Origin of the sequence: Micromonospora sp. NPDC006431 (assembly GCF_042870725.1) — a bacterium.
Lineage (GTDB): Bacteria > Actinomycetota > Actinomycetes > Mycobacteriales > Micromonosporaceae > Micromonospora.
In genome coordinates, this window is the sequence record NZ_JBIAHQ010000001.1 from 24,515 (window position 1) to 44,200 (window position 19,686).

A 19,686-nucleotide genomic window follows, 5' to 3' on the forward strand; every position below is an offset into this window, starting at 1 on the left:
GACGAGCGGATCGTCAGGCCGATGTTCGGGTCAGGTAAGGATCACCGGGCAGCCGGACGGCGAAGGCCGCGCCGCCCTCCGGGGCGTGCCCGGCGGCGATGTCGCCGCCCAGGCGGCGGACCAGCCCGGCGGCGAGCGCCAGGCCCAGGCCGCTGCCCACCTTGCGCACACCCCGGTACCGCTGGTGCAGCGCGCCGCGCTCGAACGCCACGGCCAGGTCGTCGTCGGTGAAGCCGGGTCCGCCGTCGCGGACCTCGACGACACCGCCCGCAGCCGGGTCCGCGCCGGCCGGCCGGACCGCGAGCACGATCGGCGCTTCCGGCGGTACGACCCGCAGCGCGTTCTCCAGCAACCCGTCCACGACCTGCCGGATCCGCCCCGGATCGGTGTACGTGGGCACGGGCCCGCCGGGCGTCTCCACCCGGAACGGCACCCCGACCGCCGCGCACCGGTCGGACCAGGTCCGTTCCGCGTCGGCGGCCAGCCGGGTCAGGTCGACCGGGCCCGGTTCCAGCGGGAAGTCGGCGGCCTCCAGCCGGGCCAGCGCCAGCAGGTCGGCGACCAGCCGGTCCAGGTGCTCGGCCTCGGCGAGCATGGTCCGCCCGGTGGCCGGCACCGCATCCGCCTCGATCACCCCGTCGGCCAGCGCCTCGGCATAGCCCCGGATCGCGGTGAGCGGGGTGCGCAGTTCGTGCGAGACGGAGAGCAGGAACTCCCGCTGCCGCCCCTCGCTGGTGGCCAGCGCGGCGGCCAGCCCGTTCAGCGCGTACGCCAGGTCGGCCACCTCGTCCGGCGGCTCCACCGGTACGCGGACCGCCCGGTCCCCGCCGCGCAGCCGGGCGGCGGCACGGGCGGCGGTCCGGATGGGCCGGGCCAGCCGGCGGGCGAGCAGCAGGCCGGCGACCACCCCGGCGGCGAGCCCGGCGAGCAGCGGCAGCCAGAGGCCGCGCAGCACCTGCCGCCAGGGTCCGCTGGTGGTGGCCCGGGTCAGCACCAGCCCGTCGCCGCCGGCCAGCGCCCGCCCCTCGACCAGCGCCCGTTCGCCGTTGACCAGCCGCCGGCCGGAGACGTCCCGCCCGGACGCCACCCGGCTCACCACCTGCCGGGGCAGGCCGGGGCGATCCACCTGGCCGGCCCGGATGAGATACACGTCGATGTCCTGCTGGCGGAGTTGGCGGATCAGCCGCTCCCCGGCGGCGTCCCGCTGCCGCGCCGCGCTGACCCGGAGCACACCGGCCGCGAGCTGGGCCTGGCCGGCCAGCGCCTCCTGGTCGCGCCGCTCGGCGCCGCGTACCGTCAGCGGGACCGCGACCAGCGCGGTGACCAGCACCGACACCAGCGCCACCGCGCAGGTGACCAGGACCGCGCGGGCGGTCAGGGTGTGCGCGAGGCGCCGCCGGGGCGGGGCCGGGCGGGGCCCGAGCACCGGCAGCGCGACGGTGGGCTGGTGGGTGTGCTCAGGCATCGGCCGCGTACCCGACGCCGCGGTGGGTGCGGATCACGCTGGCCGGGCCGAGCTTGGCGCGCACCTGCGCGACGTGCACGTCCACCGTCCGGGTGCCGGCGTGCGCGGCGTATCCCCAGACGCCGGCCAGCAGTTCCTCCCGGGTGAAGACCCGGCCGGGCCGGGCCATCAGGTGCGCGAGCAGGTCGAACTCGGTGGAGGTGAGCTGGACCGGGGCGCCGGCCACGGTGACCGTCCGGCGGGCCGGGTCCAGGGTGACGGCGCCGACCACCCGGGGCTGCTCGGCCCCGGCGGGTGCCCCGGCGGCCCGACGCAGCACCGCCCGGACCCGGGCGACCAGCTCGCGCGGGCTGAACGGCTTGGTCACGTAGTCGTCCGCGCCGAGTTCCAGGCCGACGATCCGGTCGACCTCGTCGTCCCGGGCGGTCAGGAAGATGACCGGCGTCCAGTCGCCGGCCTCGCGCAGCCGCCGGCAGATTTCGGTCCCGGCCAGGCCGGGCAGCGCGATGTCGAGCACGCAGGCCACCGGGCGCAGCCGCCGCGCGGCGGCCAGCCCGGCCGCACCGTCCCGTTCCAGGTGTACGCCGAACCCGTCCCGGGCCAGGTAGAGCCGGACCAGATCGGCGATGGCCGGCTCGTCCTCGACCACGAGGACGAGCCCGCGCGGCGCGGTGTCGGCGGTCACCGGCCAATGATTACCGACCGGCGCCCGACCGGGACGTCAGGGATTGTTCGGGTTCGGTAAGGAGCCGGTCAGCGCACCGGCGCCGGGCGGAACACCGCCGGCCGGGTGCCGACCGGCGGCTCGCCGATGGTGGCGACCAGCCGCTCCGCCGACGTCCGGAGCCGGGTCCGGAAGGCGTGGTTGAGCAGGGCGTCGACCTGCCACACCTGCTTCGGGTGGTGGGTACGGAGGAGGAACCGCTCGCGGACCCCGTCGATCGCGGTGGCGGCCAGCTCGACGCTGTGCGACCGGGGGTCCGGGCTCCAGGTCACGTTGCTCAGCTCGCGCAGTTCGGTGTTGAGGTGCAGGCGCAGCCGGTGCAGCACCCGGGTCTGCTGGGTCACCACCAGGCGGCGGTGGGTGAGGAGCATCAGGTATTCGCCGCCGACCGGGTGGTCCGGGCGGCTGCATCGGGTCACCAGGATGGTGGCGTCGCCGGAGCCCACGCACCGGCGGAACACCGGCATGTGCCGGCTGACGGTCTGGGTCGCCAGGCCGGTCTCGGCGGCGGCCGGAAGGAACGTTCGCGAGAACACGTCCATGCAAGATGCAACGAGCATGTGAGCAGGGGTGATATGGGTCACCCCCGATTTCTGGAACTTCCACCTATGCAAATCGCACTCGTTGTCCGGCCTCCGCCCAGCCCGCCCAGGGCGGGCGAGCCCGTGATCGCCGGGTGGCGGCGGTCGCCAGGTCCGGCCGGACGGGTGGCCCGACCGGCGGGCGAGGAGATCGTCCGATCAGAGCAGCTCGACGATGGTGGCGTTGGCCATGCCGCCGCCCTCGCACATGGTCTGCAGGCCGTAGCGGATCCCGTTGTCCCGCATGTGCTGGAGCATCGTGATCATGATCCGGGCACCGGACGCGCCGAGCGGGTGGCCGAGGGCGATCGCCCCGCCACGCGGGTTGAGCCGCTCCGGGTCCGCCTCGGTCTCCGCGAGCCAGGCCAGCGGCACCGGGGCGAACGCCTCGTTCACCTCGTACACGCCGATCTCCTCGATGCCCAGCCCCGCGCGGCGCAGCGCCTTGGCGGTGGCCGGGATGGGGGCGGTGAGCATGGTGACCGGATCGTCGGCGGCGACCACGGCGGTGTGTACGCGGGCCAGCGGGCGCAGCCCGTGCCGGCTGGCCCACTCGCTGGTGGTGACCGCCAGCGCCGCGGCCCCGTCGGAGATCTGCGACGCGGAGCCGGCGGTGACCACGCCGTCGGCCTTGAACGGGGTGGCCAGCTCGCCGAGCTTGGCCAGCGAGGTGTCCCGGCGGATACCCTCGTCGGCGGTGAACTTGCCGCCGTCGGCGAGCGCCACCGGGGCCAGCTCCGGGTCGAACGCCCCGGCGTCCTGCGCGGCGGCCGCCTTCTCGTGGCTGGCCAGCGCGAACTCGTCGAGCTGGCTGCGCGAGAAGCGCCACCGCTCCGCCATCAGCTCGGCCCCGACGCCCTGGTTGAACGGCAGCGGGCTGTCCGCGGCGACGCCCTCGACGCCGCGGTAGCGCTCCAGGATCGCCGCGCTGAACGGCATCCCCCCGGCCACGCTGGAGCCCATCGGCACCCGGGTCATCGACTCGACGCCACCGGCGACCACCAGGTCGGCCTGACCGGAGAGGACGGTGGCGGCGGCGAAGTGCAGCGCCTGCTGGCTCGACCCGCACTGCCGGTCGAGAGTGGTGCCGGGGACCGACTCGGGCCAACCGGCGGCGAGGACGGCGTTGCGCGCCACGTTCCACGACTGCTCGCCGACCTGGGACACGCAGCCCCAGACCACGTCGTCGACCTGGCCCGGGTCGATGCCGGTCCGCTCGGCGAGGGCGCGCAGCACATGCGCCGAGAGGTCGACCGGGTGCACGCCGGCGAGACTGCCCTTGCGCCGCCCGACCGGGGTCCGTACCGCACCGACGATGACCGCGTCACTCATGTTTACTCCCCGGTAACTTGGGCTGCCCCGATCCTACGTCCTCACCCGGCCGGGCGTCCTCCCCCCGCTACCCGTCCGTCGCGCCGGGGACGGGTCGGCTGGCATGCTGGGACCGTGCATCCCCAGTCGACTCCGGCCCGGCAGTGGCGGGTGCCGGCGGTCCTGCCGGTGGCCAAGCTGGTCGCGGCGCTCGTCCTGGTCGCGCTCAGCCTGCTCTTCGCCGGCGGCGACCGGGTCCAGCTCGTGCTCGCCGGGCTGGCCGCCGCCGCGCTGGCCGGTTGGGGGGTACGCGACCTGGTCGCGCCGGTCCGGCTGGCCGTGGACGCGGAGGGCGTCACGGTGATCCAGGGCTTCGCCGGCCGCCGGCGGCTGCCCTGGCCGGCCGTGGAGGCGATCCGGGTGGAACGGCGTACCCGACGGGGGCTGACCGCCGAGACGCTGGAGATCGACGCGGGCGAGTCGTTGCACCTGTTCGGCCGGTACGACCTGGACGCGCCGCCGGCAGAGGTGGCCGAGGCGCTGCGCGCCGCCCGTGCCGCCGAGACCGGCTGACCCGGCCGGCGGCAGGGCCGGCCGGGGCGCCCGTTCAGCCGGTGAGCATCGAGGTGCGGACGAGGATCAACCCGAGGAGCGCGACCAGCACGATCGCCCCGCCCGCCGCCTGGAACCCGGTCCGCCGCATCCGCGGCGCGTACGCCAGGACCAGCGCCATCACCGCGCCGATGACCAGGCCGCCCAGGTGACCGGCGATGGAGATGCCCGGCACGGTGAACGTGAAGATCAGGTTGATCACCAGGATCGGCAGGATGGCCGAGGTGTCCCGGCCCAGCCGTCGCATGATCACGAAGGTCGCGGCGAACAGACCGAAGATGGCGGTGGACGCCCCGGCTGACGGCTGGTTGACCGGGCTGAACAGGTAGACCGCGACGTTGCCGCCGAGCCCGGCGATCAGATAGAGCGCGAGGAAGCGCAGCGGGCCCAGCACCGCCTCCAAGCTCCGGCCGAGCACCCAGAGCGCCCACATGTTGAGCAGCAGGTGCACCACGCCGTAGTGCAGGAACATCGCGGTGACCAGCCGGTACCACTGCCCCTGGGCGATCCCGCCGACGGTGCCGTCCGGGAAGACGGCCTGGCCGAGCACCGCACCCCAGTCGGTCAGCGGGGTAGAGCCGCCGAGCAGGCCGCCGAAGCCGGAGCCGCCGACGGCCGCGTCCCCGCCCCGGTCCGAGGCGATGGACAGGATCATGACCAGCACGTTCAGCGCGATCAGGGCCTTCGTGACGTAGCCCTGGCGGCCGGCGGCACCGCCACCGAAGGCGGTACGCGCCGGCCGCACGCTACGGCGTCCCTCGCTGACGCACTCGGGGCACTGGTGCCCGACGGAGGCGTCCCGCATGCACTCCGGGCAGATCGGCCGGTCACACCGGGTGCACCGGACGTACGTCTCCCGATCGGGGTGCCGGTAGCAGACCGGAGTGGTCGGCATCGGTCCTCCGGCGGCGTCACCTGTCTGCCCGGAGCGCTCAGTCATGCGAGCAAAGGTACCCGGGCCGTGGTCAGGACGGCTTGCGCTCGATCTCGACGCGCTCGATGACCACGTCCTGCAGCGGCCGGTCGCTCGGGCCGGTCGGGGTGTTCGCGATCGAGTCCACGACCTTCGTCGACTGCTCGTCGGCGACCTGCCCGAAGATGGTGTGCCGGTTGTTCAGGTGCGGCGTCTGGGAGACCGTGATGAAGAACTGCGAGCCATTGGTGCCCGGCCCGGCGTTCGCCATCGCCAGCAGGTAGGGGCGGTCGAAGCGCAACTCCGGGTGGAACTCGTCGGCGAACTTGTAGCCCGGGCCGCCGCGACCGGTGCCGGTCGGGTCGCCCATCTGGATCATGAACCCGCTGATCACGCGGTGCGAGACGGTGCCGTCGTAGTACGGCCCGCTGCCCGGCTGGCCGGTCCGCGGGTCGATGTATTCCTTCGTGCCCTCGGCCAGCTCGACGAAGTTGCGGACGGTCTTCGGCGCGTGGTTGGGGAAGAGCTCCAGCCGGATCGGGCCAGCGTTGGTGTGCAAGGTGGCGTAGACAGCCTCGGCCACGGGTACTCCTCACTCGTTGGTCAGTTCCATGCGGATCCTCCCATGTGCCCGATCTGGCCCTGCGGAGGCATCCGAAGGTGGAGGATGACGGAGGAACAACTCCCAGGAGGTGGGACCGTGTTTGGAATCGGGCGGCGTAAGACCCAGGGGCAGCTCGCGAAGGCGGAGCTGAGCCAGGGCATCGGTCACCTGAGGCAGGCCGCGGCGCATGCCGCGAAGGGTGTCGGCCCGCGGGTCCAGGCAGCCCGGGCTGCCGCCGCGCCCACCGCGATCATGGTCCGGGACCGGGCGTCGGACGGGCTCGCTTCGACGGCGGCCTCGCTCGCGCCGCTGGTCCTGGCCGTGCGCAACGCGCAGGCCGAGGCCGCGGGCAAGAAGGCGGTGGTTGGCCGGAAGGCCGCCGCCCGGAAGGCCGCGGTGACGCGGCAGGCCAAGGCGAAGAACCTCAAGGCCGCCAGGAAGCGGAAGCGGTCGCGGGGCATGATGACGGGCCTGTTCGCCGCCGGCGCGGTGGCCGGCCTGGCCGGCGCGATGGCCATGCGCCGCCGCCGCGAGCAGCAGGAGTGGGCCGAGTACGACCCGACCGGCACGCTGGAGCCGATGCGCGAGGACGTCGACACCATCGTGGTGGAGACCCCCGATCCGACCGCGAAGGTGACCGAGGCCGGCCGGACCGGTGCCGGCAGCTCGGCGATGTCCGGCAACGGCAGCGCGGCCACCGCCAAGTCCAGCAGCCAGCCGGTGATACAGCCGACCGACAAGGTCCCCTCGGTCGCCGAGGGCGCCCGGGACACCTCCGGCCGGCCGGCCACCGACGTCAGCAAGGCAGTGAACGCGGGGAAGAACTCCGCCAAGTCCAGCGGCGGCCGCTGACCCGGGTCGACCACGGAAGCGCCGGCCGCGCGGGCCGGCGCTTCCGGTTGCCCGGGACCGGCTACAGCCAGCCGTTGCGGCGGAACCAGCGGTAGAGGGCGAGCGAGATGGTGAGCATGACCGCCAGCACGACCGGGTAGCCGTACGTCCACTTCAACTCGGGCATGACATCGAAGTTCATGCCGTAGATACCGGCGATCGCGGTCCACACCGCGGCGATGGCGGCCCAGGCGGCGATCTTGCGCATGTCGTTGTTCTGGTCGACGGTGACCTGGGCCAGCCGGGCCTGGAGGATCGAGTTCAGCAGGTCGTCGTACGAGCTGACCTGCTCCACGGTGCGGCTGAGGTGGTCCTGCACGTCCCGGAAGTAGCGCCGGATCTCCTCCGGCACCTCCCGGTTGACCTGGGAGGTGAGGGTGAGCAGCGGACGCTGCAACGGTGCCACCGCCCGCTTGAACTCCACCAGCTCCCGCTTCATCTGGTAGATCCGCTGGATCCGCCCGCTGCCCTGCCGGTCGAAGACGTCCGCCTCCAACACGTCGAGGTCGTCCTCCAGCCGATCGGCGACCTCCAGATAGAGGTCCACCACCCGGTCGGTGACCGCGTACGCGACCGCCCACGGGCCGTGCCGCAGCAGGTCCCGCTTCTCCTCCAGGTCGGCCCGGACCGGCGCGAGCCGGCAGGCGTCGCCGTGCCGGACGCTGATCAGAAAGTTCGGCCCGATGAAGAGCATCACCTGGCCGGTCTCCACCACCTCGGAGTTCTCCGTCAGCTCCGCGTGCTCGCAGTAGCGGGCGGTGCGCAGCACCAGGAACGTCACCTCGCCGAAGCGCTCCAGCTTGGGCCGCTGCTCGGCCTTGACCGCGTCCTCCACGGCGAGTTCGTGCAGGCCGTAGGTGGCGGCGATCGCGCTCATCTCGTCCAGTTCCGGCTCGTGCAGGCCGAGCCAGACGAAGGCGTTGCGCTCCTTGCGCGCCGCCGCCAGGGCGTCGGCGTAACCCCACTCGCCCGACTGGCGCTTGCCGTCCACGTAGAGGCCGCAGTCGACGATCCCGCTGCGGCCGGTGTCGACCGGCTCGGGCGTCCGGGGGGAGCCGTCGGCGTTGAGGATGCGGGACATGGCGCGTACCGGTGCCGCCCAGGCCCGTGGTCTGATCATCCGCCCGCCGTTCTGCCCGGCGGTGCGCTCGCGTGCCACCCGGTCCGTCATCTCGCCCCCCTTCCGACGGTGCTGCGGCTTGCAGGTTACGCCGATCGGGGCGAATCGCAGCCCGAGCGGCCGGCAGCGGCGGCAGCGCTGCGACCGGCGTCACGCCGCGAAGGTGGCGCCGGGCGGGCCGGCCGCGTCAGGGGGGTGAGGGGCGACACGGCCCACCCGGCACCCTTGGGGGCGGGAGTTGTGCTGCGCGCGCCGGTGGTCCGGACGAGGGCCGGGTGCGGCTCCCCGGGCAACGGACCCGTCAACGACAGGCGAACGGCGCTCGCAGCATTGTGAGCCGCCGGCCGGCCCAGCGGGAGTGCTGAACCGGCCGGCATCGCCTTTTTGTCAGAAACCCGACAGAAATTCAGCCCCGGACGGCCGCCACCGCCTGGGCCAGCCGCCGGACACCTTCGTCGATCCGATCCGCGGTCACTGCGGAGAACGCCAGCCGTAGCGCATGCCGACCGCCGTCGATCATGAAGTCGCTGCCCTTGACCACAGCCACCCCGCGCTCGGCGGCGGCCGGGGCGACCCGGTCGACCTCGACGTCCTCCGGCAGCTCCACCCAGAGGAAGTAGCCACCGTCCGGCTCGACGAACCGGGCCTCGGGCAGATGCCGGCGCAGCGACTCCGCGAGCACCTGGGCCCGCTCGCCGAGGGCGGTCCGCACGGTCTGGATCGACCGCTCGATGTCGCCGGAGACGCAGAACTGGTGCACGATCGCCTCGGAGACCATGCCGGGCGAGATGTAGAGGTTGGTCGCCCGCTTCGCGATCCCGGCGATCAACTCCGGCGGGCCGACCAGGTAGCCGACCCGGACCCCGGGGCAGACCGTCTTGGTGAAGCTGGAGGCGTGCACCACCACGCCCCGGGTGTCCATCGACAGCATCGACGGCAGCGGCTCGCCGCGGAACCGGATGTCCGCGTACGGGTCGTCCTCGAAGATCGTGAAGCCGTACTCGGCGGCCAGGTCCAGCAGCTCGCGGCGCTTCTCCAGGGAGAGGGTCACGCCCGCCGGGTTCTGGTAGTTCGGGATGACGTGGGCCAGCCGGGGGCGCACCCCGGACTCCAGCAGCTTGCGCAGCTCGGCGGTGTCCAGACCGTCGGGCTGGATCGACACGCCGTGGATCTCGCCGCCCATCTGCTGGAGGTTGAGCAGCGTCCGGTCGTACGTGGGGCGCTCGACCACCACCGCGTCGCCGCGGCGGACCAGGTGGTCGAAGAGGAAGGCGTCGGCCTGGAGGGAGCCGTTGGTGATCAGCACCTGGTCGGCCTCGACGCCGTGCTTGTCCGCGATCCACTTTCGCAGGGGCGGGTAACCGACGGAGGTGCCGTACGCCGTGATCCCGGCGGGATCGGCGTCGAACGCGCGGACGGCGGCGGCCTTGAGCCCCTCGACATCGACGATGTCCAACGAGGGAGCGCCACGGGCGAAAGAGATCAGCTGCTCGGCGGTCATGCGCACGAGCCTAGGGCCTGGTCCGGCCGCTCCGACCGGCATACACGCGAAGTTCAACATGCGGGCGGTCGATCCGTCCAACCAGGGGCACCGGAGATCCGAACCGGGCTCGTGAGCTGTCGTACCTCGGACGCTCCGCCGGGTTGGACAAGGTGGACTGGCGGGCCTCGGCGGCCTTCGCCGGCCCGTGATCTGACGACCGTACGACGACCGCCCGGCCGGTTCGGCCGGGCGATCGTCACTTCCGCCGTCGGCTCAGACCCTCGCGGCGGTGTGCTCGCGCGCCCAGACCCGCATCAGGTCGCGTACCGAGATCACCCCGGCCACCTCCCGGCCGTCGAGCACGACCAGGTGCCGGAAGCCGCCGCGGGCCATGGCGACCGCCGCCTCCTCCACCGTCCAGTCCGGGCCGGCGTAGACGACGTCCCAGGTCAGGTGGGCTCCGGTGCGTTCGACATCCGGGTCGAGCCCGGCGCCGATCGCCTTGAGTACGTCGCGTTCGGTCATGATCCCGACCCCTTCGGAGTCCGGGTCGATCACGACCGCCGACCCGACCCGGCGGGCCGACATCATCCGGGCCGCCTCGCGGAGCGTGTGCTCCGGGCCGACCACGAGAACCTCACTGGACATCGCTTCCCGAACCTGCATCACGCATCACCCCTGTGGGACGGCGGCCTCGGTACGGACATGGTGGGCCATCGATGCGTACCGGGACAAGCCCGTCACCGCCACGAGCGTGTCGCGACGTCAACGACGGGCTGATCGCCGAGGACGCCTTCGCCGCCCGGCATTCGATCAGCCGGTGACCGACGCCGTTGAGCTGCGGAAACGGCCGCGCATTATAGCCGAATTCAGGGCACTTCCTGGCTGAACGACCGGCTAACACCAGTTGGCCGGAGCACTGCCGGGCGGTGACGCTATTCTCCACGATGACCATGTGTCAGTCGTGGGGAGGCGTCGGCATGATCGGGATGGTACTGGCAGCCGGTGCGGGGCGTCGGCTGCGCCCGTACACCGACACCCTGCCGAAGGCATTGGTGCCGGTGGACGGGGAGATCACCATCCTCGACATCGCGCTGCGCAACCTCGCCGAGGTGGGCCTGACCGAGATCGTGATCGTGGTCGGCTACGCGGCGGACGCGGTCCGGCAGCGGCAGGCGGCGCTGGAGGAGAAGTACGGCGTCAAGATCACCCTCGTGTTCAACGACAAGGCCGAGGAGTGGAACAACGCGTACTCGCTCTGGCTGGCCCGGGAGCACTTCTCCAGGGGCGTGCTGCTGGTCAACGGCGACACCGTGCACCCGGTGAGCGTGGAGAAGACCCTGCTGGCCGAGCGCGGGCCGGCCATCCTGCTCGCCGTCGACACGCTCAAGCCGCTGGCCGAGGAGGAGATGAAGACCACCTTCGACGCGGCCGGTCAGCTCACCCGGATCACCAAGCTGATGGACCCGGGTGAGGCGTACGGGGAGTACATCGGCGCGACGCTGATCGAGCCGCAGGTGGCCGACGCGCTCGCCGACGCCCTGGAGGCGACCTGGCGGCGCGACCCGAACCTCTACTACGAGGACGGCTACCAGGAGTTCGCCGACCGGGGTGGCGAGGTGCGGGCAGCGCCGATCGGCGACGTCTCCTGGGTCGAGGTCGACAACCACGCCGACCTGGCTCGGGCGTGGGAGATCGCGTGCCGCTACTAGCCCGGACCGTCAACACCCCGCTGGCGATCGAGGTCCGCCGCGGTGCGGTCGCCGACCTCGGTCCGCTCCTCGCCGACCGGCGGATCTCCACCGGGGGCGACGTGGCGGTGGTGGTCGGCCCCGGTCAGGGCGAGAAGATCGTCGAGCTGTGCCGGCCGTCCCTCGGCGCGGCCGATGTGTTCACCGTCACCGGCGGCACCATCGACGCGGCCAACCAGCTCGGTGACCGGCTGCGCCGCCGCCAGTACGACGCCGTGGTGGGCATCGGTGGCGGCAAGACCATCGACACCGCCAAGTACGCCGCCACCCGCTACGGCATCCCGATGGTGACCGTGGCGACCAGCCTGGCGAATGACGGCATCGCCTCGCCCACCGCCTCGCTCGATCACGAGGGCGGCAAGGGCTCCTACGGGGTGCACATCCCGATCGCGGTGATCGTGGACCTGGACTTCGTGGAGAGCGGGCCGGACCGGCAGACCCAGGCAGGCATCGGCGACGCGGTGAGCAACCTGAGCGCCTGCGCCGACTGGGAGCTGGCGCACGAGGTACGCGGCGAACCGATCGACGGCCTGGCCCTCACCCTCGCCCGGACGGGCGCCGAGGCGCTGCTCAACCATCCCGGCAAGATCACCGACGACGGCTTCCTCACCACCCTCGCGGAGGCGCTCATCCTCGGCGGCATCGCGAGCTCGGTGTGCGGGTCGACCCGACCGGCCAGCGGCGGCGACCACGAGATCTCGCACGCCATCGACAAGCTCTACCCCGGCACCGGCTCACACGGCGAGCAGGTCGGCCTCGGCGCGCTGTTCTGCACCTTCCTGCGCGGGGAGACCGAGCGCTTCCGGCAGCTCGTCCGCTGTCTGCACCGGCACGGCCTGGCGACCACGCCGGCCGAGCTGGGCCTGACCGACGAGCAGTTCGTCGAGGCGGTGCAGTATGCGCCGGCCACCCGGCCGGGCCGTTACACCATCCTCGAACACCTTGCGATGTCGCCCGACGAGACCCGCCGGCGGCTGGGAGATTACGCCGATGAACTTCGCGATGACCTTGGCTGACCCGTCCCGGCCCGCCGTCGCCGACTTCCACCGGGTCAACCGGGGCGGCGGCCTGTTCAGCGAGTCGGTCAGCCAGTGGATCGGGGCGGTCTTCGCGCTGGCCGCCCAGCGGCTCGGGCTGCGCCCCACCGCGCTGACCCTCACCAACCTGGTGCTCGGCCTGGCCACCTCGGTCACCGTGGTCGCGCTGGCCGGCCCGGTGGCCGCCAACGACGTCCCGGCCTGGGCGGTCGGACTGGTCGCCCTGGTCGGCTGGCAGCTCGCGTACGCGCTGGACTGCGCGGACGGGCAGCTCGCCCGGGTCACCGGTCAGGGCAGCGCGGCGGGTGCCCGGGTCGACGTGCTCTGCGACGTGGCCGCCCAGATCGCCCTGGTCGCCGCCCTCGGGGCGACCGCCGTGGCGCAGCGCCCGTCGACGCCGACCTGGCTGATGGTCGTCTTCGCCGGCACCTGGATGGTCAACCTGGTCACCTCGGTGATGCAGGCCGGCCCGAACGCGGCCAGCATGGTCACCTCGTCCTCGTTCCCGGTACGCCTGGTGAAGCTGGTCCGGGACTACGGCGCAGTGATCTTCCTGGCCGGTCTGGTGCTGGCCGTCGCCCCGGCGCTGACCATCTGGCTGGTCGTCGCCTTCACGATCGTCAACGGCGGCTTCCTGCTCGCCAGCATCACGTTCTCCGCCCGCACCTCCCTCCGCTGACGACCGCGGCTGGGACCGGCCGCGCCCCGACCGGCGCCACGCCCAGCAGTCCCAACGGTCAGTGACCTTCCGCAAGCGGTCGCACCCAACCACCCCACTCGCGGGGGTCAGCGGTCCCCGGCGACCGCCGTCCGACTCCGCGCGACATCCGCGTAGATGTCGATGAGGCGCCTGGTGACCACGTCGGGGTGGAAGGTGCGCTCGTAGCGGGCCCGGGCCGCCGGGGCGAGCCGCGCCGCACCGGCCCGCGCCACCGGCAGGGCGGCGGCCAGCGCGGCCGGGTCCGGGGCCACCACCCAGCCGGCCTCGCCCACCTGGACACCGTCGGGGATGGCCGGGCCAGCGGAGTCCCCGGCGACGGCGGAGGCCACCTCGGCCGGCCCGGTGCCCGCGGGCTCCCGTGGGGTGTCCGCGCCGACCAGGTACGGGATCCCGCCGAGCGCGGTGCCGAGCACCGGCCGGCCGCTGGCCAGCGCCTCGATGATCACGGTCGGCAGCACGTCGTGCCAGGTGGAGGTCGCCAGCACCACGGCGCTCGCCTCGATCGCGGCGCGCACCCCGGCCCGGTCGAGCTGGCCCAGGTAGACCACGTCGGGGCGGTCGGCGGCGGCCGCCTCGGCCAGCGGGCGCAGCTCGCCGTCGCCGGCGATCCGCAGCGTGCCCAGGGCCCCCACCGGGTGCCGCCGCCACGCCTCCAGCAGCAGGTCGAGCCCCTTCTCCGGGGTGAGGCGGGCCATGAAGAGGAACCCGTCGCCGAGCGGCGCCGGCGTACCCGGATCGGGGACGGCGTTGGGCTTGACCACGATCCGCTCGTCCGGGATGCCGTAGTCCCGCAGGTGGTCGGCGACCGCGGTGGTGAGCGCGATGAACCGGTCCACCGACCGCCAGGTCGGGCGGTGCACGGCGAGGGTGGTGGCCATCAGGGCGCTCTGCGCCCGCGAGCCCCGGTAGCAGCGGTGCACGATCGCCGGCACGCCCAGCGCCCGCCCTCGGCAGTCCTGGCAGATCACCCCGTCCCGGAAATAGAGCCCGGAGGAGCAGACCTGCCGGTAGTTGTGCACCGTCTGCACCACCGGCACGCCGCGCTTGTGCGCGGTCCGCACCACCCAGGGCGAGAGCAACGGGTACGGGTTGTGCAGGTGCAGCACGTCCGGACGGTGCTCGGCGAGCAGCCGGTCCAGGTCCTGCTGGGCCTGCGGCGCCCAGATCGGCGAGATCGGCAGCAGCGCCTTGGCCGGCTTCGACATGGTGGGAATCTCGTCGGAGCTGCGCAGGAACGGCAGCACCTCCACCCCGGCCGCGGTGAGCTGGGCGATCTCCGCGTCGACGATCGTGTTCTCGCCGGAGGGCTGGGCTTCCCGGTACCGGTTGTGCGCCACCACGATTCTCACGGGAAAGAAGGCTACCGTTGAACGGTGCCCGAACTACCGGAGGTGGAAGCGCTCGCCGGCTACCTGCGCGAGCGGGCGGTGGGCCGGCGCGTCGAGCGCGTCGAGCTCGCCGCGATCAGTGCCCTGAAGACGTACGACCCGCCGCCGAGCGCGGTGGCGGGCAAGGCGGTGGTCGGCGCGGGCCGGCACGGCAAGTTCCTGGACGTCCGGTTCGACGGCGGGCTGCACCTGGTGGTCCACCTGGCCCGCGCGGGCTGGCTGCACTACCGGGAGGCGTTCCCGTCGACCGCCCCCCTGCGCCCCGGCAAGGGTCCGATCGCCCTGCGGGTACGCCTCGACGACGGCTCCGGCTTCGACCTGACCGAGGCCGGCACCCAGAAGAAGCTGGCCGCGTACCTGGTGACCGACCCGGCGCAGGTGCCCGGGGTGACGAAGCTGGGCCCGGACGCGTTCGACGCCGACCTGGCCACCTTCGCCGAGCGGATACGCAGCCGGCGGGGCCAGGTCAAGGGGGTGCTGACCGACCAGGCGGTGCTGGCCGGGGTCGGCAACGCGTACTCGGACGAGATCCTGCACGCGGCGAAGCTGTCCCCGTTCGCGATCACCGACCGGCTCACCGACGACCAGCTCGCCGCGCTGCACGCGGCGACCCGCGCGGTGCTCGGCGACGCGGTCCGGCGCTCGATGGGGCAGCGGGCCGCCGAGCTGAAGGGGGAGAAGCGCTCGGGCCTCAAGGTGCACGCCCGGTCCGGGCTGCCCTGTCCGGTCTGCGGCGACACCGTCCGCGAGGTCTCGTTCGCCGACTCCAGCCTCCAGTACTGCCCGACCTGCCAGACCGGCGGCAAGCCGCTCGCTGACCGAAGGTTGTCCCGCCTCGTACGGTGAGTAATCACACGGGATGACTACGGAGAGGAATGGGCCGCGGATCGCCGAACGTCCCACTCGCGCCTCTACCGGGGCCGCCATCCATCGGTATAGTGGCTCGGTCCCCGGCTTCACAACCGATACGGAGCCGGCCAGATCCCTACGAGCACCGACGGACGGCATCTCCTTCGGGGGGCCGTCCCGACCGGGCCCGCGTGGGAGACTGGGACGGTGGGCGACCCGGGTCCTCACGGCGAGTGAGGGCGCGTGTCATGCGGGAGGACATGGGTTGAGGTGACGACAAGCCTCCAGCGCCCGGTAACCAACACAGGCCGGAGCAAGAGCGTGCGGCACGTCGACAGCTTCGAGATCCAGCCGCCGACTCCGCCGTCGCACAACGGCGTACCCCGGTCGGCGTGGGCCCGCGCCCGTCGCCGGGTGTCCCGCTGGCACCGCCCCTACACCGCGATCCTGCTCCTGCTCGACTTCGCGGCGGCGGCGCTGGCGAGCTTCATCTCGATCCAGAGCTTCCAACAGGCGTCCTCCGGCTTCTACGGTGCCGACGAGGACCCGACCTGGTTCTACACCGTCGCGTTCCTGCTGCTGCCACTCGGTTGGTTGGTCATCCTCTGGGGCAACCGGGCGTACGACCGCCGCTACCTGGGGCTCGGCCCGGACGAGTTCAAACGGGTGGTCCGCGGCGGCGTCGCGGTCGCCGCGACGGTCTCTTTCCTCGCCTTCGCCACGAAGACGACCGGGCTGTCCCGGTGGACGGTCGGCACTGCCCTGCTCGGGGCGCTGGTGCTGATCCTGCTGGAGCGCCTCGTCGCCCGTTTCCTGCTGCACGTCGTCCGGCGCCGGGCGGGTCAGGCCGGGCACCGGATGGTGCTGGTCGGCACCCTGCCGGAGTGCCTGGAGGTCTACACCACGGTCACCCGCAGCCCCGGGGCCGGCCTGGTGCCGGTAGCCATCCACCTGACGGACGGGTACGCCGCCGCGCGCGGCATCGAGACCCCGGTGCCGGTCTACGCCGGCCGGGACGTGCTCGCCCTGGTCCGGGAGGTCGGCGGGGACACCATCGCGGTCTGCGGCTCGGCCAGCGCCGAGCCGGGCGAGCTGCGCCGGCTGGCCTGGCAGCTCGAGGGCTCCGGCGTCGACCTGGTGGTCGCGCCCCAGCTCACCGACATCGCCGGCCCCCGGGTGCACATCCGCCCGATCGAGGGCCTGCCGCTGCTGCACGTCGAGGAGCCGACCCTGTCGGGCCCGGCGCTGCTGGTCAAGAACCTGATGGACCGGATGGCCGCCGGGCTGGGCCTGGTGCTGCTGATCCCGCTCTTCCTCGCCATCGCGGTCGCCATCCGGATCTCCGATCCCGGGCCGGTCTTCTTCCGGCAGCCCCGGGTCGGGCACGAGGGGCGGACCTTCCGGGTCTGGAAGTTCCGGACCATGTACACCGACGCCGAGGAGCGGCTGGCCAGCCTGGTCGACCAGAACGAGACCGACGGCATGCTGTTCAAGATCAAGCAGGATCCGCGGGTGTTCCCGGTGGGCCGCTTCCTGCGCGCCTCCTCGCTGGACGAGCTGCCCCAGCTGATCAACGTGCTCTGGGGCGAGATGTCGCTGGTCGGGCCGCGTCCGCTGCCGGCCGACGACGGTGACTTCCTCGGCGACGTCCGCCGCCGGCTGCTGGTCCGGCCGGGCATCACCGGGCTCTGGCAGGTCTCCGGTCGCTCCGACCTCTCCTGGGACGAGGCGGTCCGGCTCGACCTCTACTACGTCGACAACTGGTCGCTGGCGTACGACCTGAGCATCCTGTGGCGGACCATCGGGGTGGTGGTGGCCCGCAAGGGCGCGTACTGACCCCTTGGCGGGCGGCCGCCGAGCCGCGAGGATCTGGGCCGTGGGTGGCAACCTCTCCGCCGTCTTCGGCGTCGTCTCGCTGGTCACCGCGCTCGCCGCGGCACTCTGGGCGGTGCTGCGGCTGCGCGCCCGGCGGGGCATCGCCACGGCCACCCAGCGGGCCACCTACGAGGTGCTGCACACTGCCGGCCTCGCCGCCGAGCCGCTGCGGGCCGGGTTGAGCAGCACGGGCGCGGCGAAGGCCGTACGCCATCTGCGGGCGCTGGTGGGCGCGGCCGGGCTGGCCCTGACGGACCGGGAGGCCCTGCTCGCCCTCGACGGGCGCGGCGCGCACCACGGCGACCAGTTGCTCGCGGCGGCCCGGCGGGCGGCGTCCGCCGGGCGGTCGACCGTGCTGCGGGAGTCGGAGCTGCGCTGCGACCTGGTGGACTGCCAGGTGCGGGGCGCGGTGGTGGCGCCGCTGAGCGCGGACGGGCGGGTGGTCGGGGCGCTGGTGGCGATCGCCGACGAGCAGCCGGCCCCGGGGCTGGTGCAGGCGACCCTGGAGACCGCGCACTGGGCCGGCGACCAGCTCGCCCTGGCCGAGCTGGACTCGTCCCGGGAGCGGCTGGCCCGGGCCGAGGTACGCGCCCTGCGCGCCCAGATCAGCCCGCACTTCATCTACAACGCGTTGACCGCGATCGGCTCGTTCGTCCGGACCGACCCGGAGCGGGCCCGGGAGCTGATCCTCGAGTTCGCCGAGTTCACCCGGTACTCGTTCCGGGCGCACGGCGAGTTCACCACCCTCGCCGAGGAGCTGCGCTCGATCGACCGGTATCTGACCATCGAGCGGGCCCGGTTCGGCGACCGGCTCCAGGTGCGCCTGCAGATCGCCCCGGAGGTGCTGCCGGTGACCCTGCCGTTCCTCTGCCTCCAGCCGCTCGTGGAGAACGCGGTCCGGCACGGGTTGTCCCGCAAGCCGGGCACCGGCATGGTGAGCATCGAGGCCCGGGACGCGGGCGCCGAGTGCCACATCACGGTGGAGGACGACGGAGTGGGGATGGATCCGACCACGCTCACCGCCGGCATTGCCGAGCTGGCCGCCGCGGGCGGCGACCCGACCGACGACGCGGGGCAGCACGTGGGCCTGTCGAACGTCGACGAGCGGCTGCGGTCGGTCTTCGGGGACCGGTTCGGCCTGACCGTCGAGACCGGCCTGGGCTCGGGTACGAAGGTGAGCATGCGGGTGCCGAAGTTCCATCCCGGGGTACGGGCGGGTTCGTGAGCGAGCGCAGCGAGCGAACGGCGGGGTCAGCACAGTGACGGCATCCGGTTTTCTCAGAGTGCTGGCGGTGGACGACGAGCCGCCGGCGCTGGACGAGCTGGCGTACCACCTGCGGGCCGATCCCCGGGTGGCCCGGCTGCACACGGCCGGGGACGCCACCGAGGCGCTGCGGGTGCTCCGCGACGCCGACGTGGACGTCGTCTTCCTGGACATCCGGATGCCCGGGCTGGACGGGATGGAGCTGGCCCGGGTGCTGCGGCGGTTCGCCCGGCCGCCGGCGATCGTCTTCGTCACCGCGTACGACGACGGCGCGGTCGACGCCTTCGACCTGGGCGCCACCGACTACGTGCGCAAGCCGGTACGCGCCGAGCGGCTGGCCGAGTCGCTGCGCCGGGTGATCGGCTCCCGGGTGGTGCCGTCGCACCCGGCGGCCCTGGCCCGGGCGGAGGAGGACCCGACCATCCCGATCGAGCTGGCCGGGACGACCCGGATGTTGCCCCGCTCGGCGGTGCGCTGGGTGGAGGCGCAGGGCGACTACGCCCGGCTGCACACCGCGGAAGCTTCCCACCTGGTCCGGGTCTCGCTGGCCACCCTCGCCGAGCGCTGGGCGGACGCCGGTTTCGTGCGGATCCACCGGTCGTACCTGGTGCAGTTGAAGCTGATCGCGGAGCTGCGGCTGGTCAACTCGGGCTACGTGGTGGTGATCGACGGGACGGAGCTGCCGGTCAGCCGCCGGCACACGCGGGAGCTGAAGGACAAGCTGGTCCGGGCGGCGAAACAGGACTGGAACCGCTAGCCGAAATTTCGTCACCCTCCATCCGCCGGCGCTGGCCAGCAACCGCTGCTTCTCGCTGGTCGGCTCGCGGTGTGGCGACAAGCGGGTGCCGGCGCTCTGGATCAGCCAGGGCGCGCCGAAGCTCGGCTGGTGCTGGTACGGCAACCCGCACACCTGGCTCGGCTCCGCGACTGCCCGCCCGGTCCGAGTCGGCCTGGCGTGAGTCCGCGGCGGGGGGGGGGGGGGGGGGCCGCCCCCCCCCCCCCCCCCCCCTTTTGGGGTTTTTTTTTTTTTTAATGAGCACCCCCAACGCGGGGGGTAGCACAAAGGGTCGGCCCGGACAGCCCCCATACACGACCCC

19 protein-coding genes and 1 pseudogene are annotated in these 19,686 nt (G+C 73.1%); 10 read left to right on the top strand and 10 right to left on the bottom strand.

The features are described from left to right. Positions 1 to 13: 13 nt before the first annotated feature. From ACFYM6_RS00130 to ACFYM6_RS00145, 4 genes are all read right to left on the bottom strand, one after another. Complete coding sequence (locus tag ACFYM6_RS00130) at positions 14 to 1,465, bottom strand: sensor histidine kinase (protein ID WP_387270776.1); 1,452 nt, start codon at positions 1,463 to 1,465, stop codon at positions 14 to 16. Continuing rightward, the gene (locus ACFYM6_RS00135) at positions 1,458 to 2,150 is read right to left on the bottom strand and encodes a response regulator transcription factor (RefSeq protein ID WP_387270778.1); all 693 of its coding nucleotides are present in this window, start codon (positions 2,148 to 2,150) and stop codon (positions 1,458 to 1,460) included. Before ACFYM6_RS00135 ends, ACFYM6_RS00130 begins: the two co-directional genes overlap by 8 nt. Positions 2,151 to 2,218: 68 nt before the next feature. After that, positions 2,219 to 2,731, bottom strand: coding sequence for a hypothetical protein (locus ACFYM6_RS00140; protein ID WP_387270780.1), 513 nt, complete (start codon positions 2,729 to 2,731; stop codon positions 2,219 to 2,221). Positions 2,732 to 2,929: 198 nt separating this feature from the next. Then, a complete protein-coding gene (locus ACFYM6_RS00145) occupies positions 2,930 to 4,102 on the bottom strand; it encodes an acetyl-CoA C-acyltransferase (RefSeq protein ID WP_073837066.1) in 1,173 nt (390 codons plus the stop codon). A 114-nt stretch (positions 4,103 to 4,216) separates the two neighbouring features. Between ACFYM6_RS00145 and ACFYM6_RS00150 the strand changes: the two genes are divergently transcribed. Then, the gene (locus ACFYM6_RS00150; RefSeq protein WP_387270782.1) at positions 4,217 to 4,654 is read left to right on the top strand and encodes a PH domain-containing protein; all 438 of its coding nucleotides are present in this window, start codon (positions 4,217 to 4,219) and stop codon (positions 4,652 to 4,654) included. Positions 4,655 to 4,688: 34 nt separating this feature from the next. On the opposite strand, the gene ACFYM6_RS00155 is transcribed toward ACFYM6_RS00150, so the two are convergent. Together ACFYM6_RS00155 and ACFYM6_RS00160 are read right to left on the bottom strand one after the other, a co-directional pair. Next, entirely contained in the window at positions 4,689 to 5,588 is a 900-nt protein-coding gene (locus ACFYM6_RS00155; RefSeq protein ID WP_387271815.1) for a rhomboid family intramembrane serine protease, read from the bottom strand. Between the two features lie 70 nt (positions 5,589 to 5,658). After that, the gene (locus ACFYM6_RS00160) at positions 5,659 to 6,189 is read right to left on the bottom strand and encodes a peptidylprolyl isomerase (RefSeq protein WP_387270784.1); all 531 of its coding nucleotides are present in this window, start codon (positions 6,187 to 6,189) and stop codon (positions 5,659 to 5,661) included. A gap of 84 nt (positions 6,190 to 6,273) precedes the next feature. Here ACFYM6_RS00160 and ACFYM6_RS00165 point away from each other — a divergent pair, with 84 nt between their 5' ends. Next, entirely contained in the window at positions 6,274 to 7,062 is a 789-nt protein-coding gene (locus ACFYM6_RS00165) for a hypothetical protein (protein WP_387270785.1), read from the top strand. Between the two features lie 61 nt (positions 7,063 to 7,123). Here ACFYM6_RS00165 and corA read toward each other — a convergent pair whose 3' ends face one another. The 3 genes from corA to ACFYM6_RS00180 form a co-directional block, all read right to left on the bottom strand. Continuing rightward, positions 7,124 to 8,272 carry a magnesium/cobalt transporter CorA gene (gene corA, locus ACFYM6_RS00170; RefSeq protein ID WP_387270787.1) on the bottom strand — a complete coding sequence of 383 codons (1,149 nt, stop codon included), beginning with the start codon at positions 8,270 to 8,272 and terminating at the stop codon, positions 7,124 to 7,126. Positions 8,273 to 8,627: 355 nt separating this feature from the next. Then, positions 8,628 to 9,722 (bottom strand): PLP-dependent aminotransferase family protein, encoded by a 1,095-nt coding sequence (locus ACFYM6_RS00175; protein ID WP_387270789.1) that lies wholly within the window; start codon positions 9,720 to 9,722, stop codon positions 8,628 to 8,630. Between the two features lie 255 nt (positions 9,723 to 9,977). Further along, positions 9,978 to 10,370 (bottom strand): cyclic nucleotide-binding/CBS domain-containing protein, encoded by a 393-nt coding sequence (locus ACFYM6_RS00180; RefSeq protein ID WP_387270791.1) that lies wholly within the window; start codon positions 10,368 to 10,370, stop codon positions 9,978 to 9,980. A gap of 314 nt (positions 10,371 to 10,684) precedes the next feature. On the opposite strand from ACFYM6_RS00180, the gene ACFYM6_RS00185 reads away from it, so the two are divergent. From ACFYM6_RS00185 to ACFYM6_RS00195, 3 genes are read left to right on the top strand one after another with little or no spacing between them, the layout of a single operon-like run. After that, entirely contained in the window at positions 10,685 to 11,416 is a 732-nt protein-coding gene (locus ACFYM6_RS00185) for a sugar phosphate nucleotidyltransferase (protein ID WP_073837058.1), read from the top strand. Further along, positions 11,404 to 12,471, top strand: a complete 1,068-nt coding sequence (locus tag ACFYM6_RS00190; RefSeq protein WP_073837057.1) for an iron-containing alcohol dehydrogenase family protein — start codon at positions 11,404 to 11,406, stop codon at positions 12,469 to 12,471. Before ACFYM6_RS00185 ends, ACFYM6_RS00190 begins: the two co-directional genes overlap by 13 nt. Next, positions 12,446 to 13,171 carry a CDP-alcohol phosphatidyltransferase family protein gene (locus ACFYM6_RS00195; RefSeq protein WP_387270793.1) on the top strand — a complete coding sequence of 242 codons (726 nt, stop codon included), beginning with the start codon at positions 12,446 to 12,448 and terminating at the stop codon, positions 13,169 to 13,171. The genes ACFYM6_RS00190 and ACFYM6_RS00195 overlap by 26 nt, the downstream gene beginning before the upstream one ends. Positions 13,172 to 13,278: 107 nt before the next feature. Here the strand turns inward: ACFYM6_RS00195 and ACFYM6_RS00200 are convergent, their stop codons facing one another. After that, positions 13,279 to 14,562, bottom strand: coding sequence for a glycosyltransferase (locus tag ACFYM6_RS00200; RefSeq protein ID WP_387270795.1), 1,284 nt, complete (start codon positions 14,560 to 14,562; stop codon positions 13,279 to 13,281). 24 nt (positions 14,563 to 14,586) lie between these two features. Here ACFYM6_RS00200 and ACFYM6_RS00205 point away from each other — a divergent pair, with 24 nt between their 5' ends. The 5 genes and pseudogenes from ACFYM6_RS00205 to ACFYM6_RS00225 form a co-directional block, all read left to right on the top strand. After that, positions 14,587 to 15,447, top strand: coding sequence for an Fpg/Nei family DNA glycosylase (locus tag ACFYM6_RS00205; protein WP_387270797.1), 861 nt, complete (start codon positions 14,587 to 14,589; stop codon positions 15,445 to 15,447). A 324-nt stretch (positions 15,448 to 15,771) separates the two neighbouring features. Next, on the top strand, positions 15,772 to 17,286 hold the full coding sequence (locus tag ACFYM6_RS00210) for a sugar transferase (protein WP_387270799.1): 1,515 nt from the start codon (positions 15,772 to 15,774) through the stop codon (positions 17,284 to 17,286). A gap of 40 nt (positions 17,287 to 17,326) precedes the next feature. Further along, positions 17,327 to 18,550 (top strand): sensor histidine kinase, encoded by a 1,224-nt coding sequence (locus ACFYM6_RS00215; RefSeq protein ID WP_387270801.1) that lies wholly within the window; start codon positions 17,327 to 17,329, stop codon positions 18,548 to 18,550. 34 nt (positions 18,551 to 18,584) lie between these two features. After that, on the top strand, positions 18,585 to 19,346 hold the full coding sequence (locus tag ACFYM6_RS00220; protein ID WP_387270803.1) for a LytR/AlgR family response regulator transcription factor: 762 nt from the start codon (positions 18,585 to 18,587) through the stop codon (positions 19,344 to 19,346). A 19-nt stretch (positions 19,347 to 19,365) separates the two neighbouring features. After that, positions 19,366 to 19,548 (top strand): annotated as a pseudogene (locus tag ACFYM6_RS00225) (DUF5701 family protein); the annotation flags it as partial. Positions 19,549 to 19,686: the final 138 nt, after the last annotated feature.